Here is a 3,965-nt window from a genome sequence, read left to right on the forward strand (position 1 = left end):
TTCCGCGCCAGAGTCCGGTTCCGTGACTACGACGGCGTGACCCGCGACATCGAGGTCACCGACACCACCGGCCCGGCCGCCGTCCGGGCGTTGAAGGTCAAGCTCCGCGACCGCAGCACCCCCAACGACGACGAGATCACCCGGGAGACCCGTATCAGCGCACTCGCCGACCTGTGGGTCGAGGAGATCACCGCCGAGGAACGGATCACATCTCAGACCATCCACCGGTACCAGGCCAGTGTGCGCACCACGGTCCTGCCCGCCCTCGGTAACCTCCGGATCCGCGAGGCCAGCGTCGGGCGACTGGACCGGTTCCTACGCGAGATCGCCAAGGACCGCCCGTCGGCGGCCAAAGGCGTGAAGGTCGTCCTCGGCCAGATGTTCGCGCTGGCCGTCCGGCACGGCGCGATCCCGAGCAACCCCGTACGCGACACCGGCCGGCTACGCAAACCCCGCCGCACCGTGGTCGCCCTCACCGACGAACATCTCCAAGCCGTCCGCACGGCGATCCGCGACTGGCAACGACCAGTCCCCGGCAAGCCCGGACCTCGACACACCCAAGACCTGGCCGACATCGTCGACCTCATGCTCGCCACCGGCGCCCGCATCGGTGAGATCCTCGCCCTCCGCTGGGAAGACCTGGACCTCGCCGCCGAACGCCCCACCCTGACGATCTGCGGCACGCTGGTCTTCGTCAAAGGCCAGGGCATCTTCCGCCAACCCTGGACCAAGAGCGACGCCGGCTACCGGATGCTCGTCCTGCCCCGGTTCGCCGTCGGCATGCTCATGGCCCGCAACCTCGGCGCCGCCCACAACCCCCACGATGCGATCTTCGCCTCCCGACGCGGCACCTGGCTCTCCCCCAACAACGTCCGCCGCCAGTGGCGCCAAGCCCGCGCCGACACCGACCTCGACTGGGTCACCCCCCACACCTTCCGCAAGACCGTCGCCACCCTCATCAAGGAGGAGACCGACACCAAGAGCGCCGCGGCACAGCTTGGACACTCCAGCGAGGAGGTCACCACCACCTACTACATCGCCAAGCCCGTCCAAGCCCCGGACGTCTCCGACGTTCTTGAACGCCTCGCCGCCAACCCGAACGGACAGCACGCATCCACAGCGCACAACGATGCACACCGATGACAAACTTGGTTGCCGCACCCGGTAAACGGGGGGTTTTCGGGGGACGGTTCAAAACCTCATAGAAGAAAGTCGAAGCCCTGACCGCGTTTCCGCTGGTCAGGGCTTCTTCTTTGTCGGGACGGCCGGATTTGAACCGACGACCCCTTGACCCCCAGTCAAGTGCGCTACCAAACTGCGCCACGTCCCGATGCCCTCGCGCGATTTCTCCCGCGACAGCCGGTACAGCTTAGCGCAGGATCTCCCACCCGTCGCACAGGCCCCTCCCCCGTCGTCGCGGGTGACGCCCCGCACCACCCCTAGAGCATCCTAGGAGGGTGGGCCCTGCGGACGGCGTGGCGTCCGCAGGGCCCCGGAGGATGATCGGTCAGCCGTGTGCCTTGCCTCGGCCGCCGGGGCCGAGCTTCTTGCGCGGGCGTACCGAGATCTCGATCGGGCTGCCCTCGAAGCCGAACTCCTCGCGCAGCTTGCGCTCGACGAACCGCTGGTAGCCGGCGTCGAGCGGGCCGGTGGTGAAGAGCACAAAGCGCGGCGGAGCTACGCCGGCCTGGGTGGCGAACAGGATCCGCGGTGCCCGTCCACCCCGCACCGGGTGCGGGGTGGCCTGGACCAGGGCGGTGAGCCAGGCGTTGAGTTGCGCGGTGGGGATCCGCGTCTCCCAGCTGGCCAGGGCCCGGTGCAGGGCCGCGGCAAGCTTGTCCACCGCCCGGCCGGTCTTCGCCGACAGGTTCAGCCGGATCGCCCACGGGATCCGGCGCAGCTCCCGCTCGATCTCCTTGTCCAGGTAGTACCGACGGTCGGCGTCGACCAGGTCCCACTTGTTGAAGGCGATCACCATCGCCCGACCGGCCTCGGTGACCATGGACAGGATCCGCTGGTCCTGCTCGCTGATCGGCTCGCTGGAGTCGAGCAGCACCACCGCCACCTCCGCCGCCTCGATCGCCGAGGCGGTACGCAGGCTGGCGTAGTACTCGGTGCCGCTGGCCTTGCCGACCCGCCTACGCAGCCCGGCCGTGTCCACCAGCTGCCACGTGTCGCCGCCGATCTCGACCAGGCTGTCCACCGGGTCGACGGTGGTGCCGGCGACCGCGTCGACCACTGCCCGCTCCTCACCGGAGAAGCGGTTCAACAGGCTGGACTTGCCGACGTTCGGCCGACCCACCAGGGCCACCCGACGCGGGCCACGCGGACGGAACTCCGCCACCTTCGGCGCCTCGGGCAGCGCTTCCATGATGGCGTCGAGCAGGTCACCGGAGCCGCGCCCGTGCAGCGCCGACACCGGGTACGGCTCGCCGAGGCCGAGCGACCACAGCGAGGTGGCCTCGAGCTCGATGGTGGCGTTGTCGGCCTTGTTGGCCACCAGGATCACCGGCTTGGCGCTGCGGCGCAGCATCTTCACCGCCGCCTCGTCGACGTCGGTGGAGCCCACCATCGCGTCCACCACGAACAGCACCACATCGGCGGTGACCACGGCCGCCTCGGCCTGCGCGGCGATGGCCGCCGCCCGGTCCTTCGCGTCCGGTTCCCAACCGCCGGTGTCCACCACGGTAAACGCGCGGCCGGACCACTGCGCGTCGTACGGGATCCGGTCCCGGGTCACCCCGGGAACGTCCTCCACGACCGCCTGGCGGCGGCCGATGATCCGGTTGACCAGGGTGGACTTGCCGACGTTGGGGCGGCCGACCACGGCCACCACCGGCTGCGGGCCGGTCGGTTCCTCGGTGTCGAGGTCCGGCTCCCGCAGCTCCACCCAACCATCGCTGTCGGTCACGCCACTCCCCGATCGGTGAGCAGCTCAGTCAGCCGTGCCACGACCTCGTCGATGCCCAGCTCGGTGGTGTCCAGCACGACGGCGTCGGACGCCTGGGCGAGCGGGTCGGCCTTGCGGGTCGAGTCCAGCTGGTCGCGGCGGGCCAGGTCGGCGGCGGTGGCCGCCACGTCGGAGGCGTTCTCGGCGCTGCGACGCGCGGCGCGTGCCGCAGCAGATGCGGTGAGGTAGACCTTCAGGTCGGCGTCCGGGGCCACGACGGAACCGATGTCCCGCCCCTCGACCACGATCCGACCGGCCTTGGCGATCATGTCCCGCTGCCGGGCCACCAGCAGCGCCCGCACGGCCGGCACGGCGGCCACGGCGGAGACCGCGGCGGTCACCTCGGGCCCGCGGATCTCTTCCTCGACGCCGATCCCGTCGGCGGTCACGCCGTACCCCGTGGGGTCGGTGCCGACGTGCAGGTCCACCTCGCCGGCGACCTTGGCCACCGCCTGCGCGTCGGTCAGGTCGACTCCGGAGCGCAGCACCGCCCAGGTGATCGCCCGGTACATCGCGCCGGTGTCGAGGTAGCGGGCACCGAGGCTCACGGCGAGCCGCCGGGAGACGGTGGACTTACCCGAACCGGACGGCCCGTCCACAGCGACCACGCAGCGCCCGGCCGGTACGTTTTCCTCCACCGTTGTCCTCCTCAGCCCGTACCTCGCGATCCACCCTCATCGGCGGACGCGAGCGGTTACCCACACGTCTTCAATGATGCCCGGCGCGGCGGCCTACGGCCTGCCGGCCCCGCCGGGCCGCCAGGCAGCCTACCCTCAGCCGTACCCATGGGCGCGGGGTCAGTCACCCACGGCCTTGAACAGGGCGGCGACCTCCGCGTTGGTCAGCCTCCGGGTGCGCCCGGCGCGCAGGTCACCCAGCCGGATCGGCCCGATGGAGGTACGCACCAGCCGGCTCACCGGGTGGCCGACCTCGGCGAGCAGCCGCCGTACGATGTGTTTGCGCCCTTCGTGCAGGGTCAGCTCGACCTGGGCGGTACGCCCCAGACTGTCCACCA

Annotated in this window: 3 protein-coding genes, 1 tRNA gene and 1 pseudogene; 1 reads left to right on the forward strand and 4 read right to left on the reverse strand. The window is 70.7% G+C overall.

All coding sequences use genetic code 11. The features are described 5' to 3' along the window. Positions 1-1,143, forward strand: a 1,143-nt coding sequence (locus AB0M52_RS31865) for a site-specific integrase (protein WP_363961384.1), incomplete at its 5' end; no start/stop codon positions are given. Between the two features lie 113 nt (positions 1,144-1,256). Here the strand turns inward: AB0M52_RS31865 and AB0M52_RS31870 are convergent. The 4 genes and pseudogenes from AB0M52_RS31870 to AB0M52_RS31885 all read right to left on the reverse strand — a co-directional run. Beyond that, positions 1,257-1,330, reverse strand: a tRNA-Pro gene (locus AB0M52_RS31870). 177 nt (positions 1,331-1,507) lie between these two features. After that, a complete protein-coding gene (gene der, locus AB0M52_RS31875; RefSeq protein WP_363961386.1) occupies positions 1,508-2,911 on the reverse strand; it encodes a ribosome biogenesis GTPase Der in 1,404 nt (467 codons plus the stop codon). Continuing rightward, a complete protein-coding gene (cmk, locus tag AB0M52_RS31880) occupies positions 2,908-3,588 on the reverse strand; it encodes a (d)CMP kinase (RefSeq protein ID WP_363961388.1) in 681 nt (226 codons plus the stop codon). The genes der and cmk overlap by 4 nt, the downstream gene beginning before the upstream one ends. 159 nt (positions 3,589-3,747) lie before the next feature. Continuing rightward, positions 3,748-3,965, reverse strand: a pseudogene (locus AB0M52_RS31885) (MFS transporter); the annotation flags it as partial.

It is taken from the genome of Micromonospora sp. NPDC051296, from assembly GCF_040682255.1.
GTDB lineage: Bacteria > Actinomycetota > Actinomycetes > Mycobacteriales > Micromonosporaceae > Micromonospora > Micromonospora craterilacus.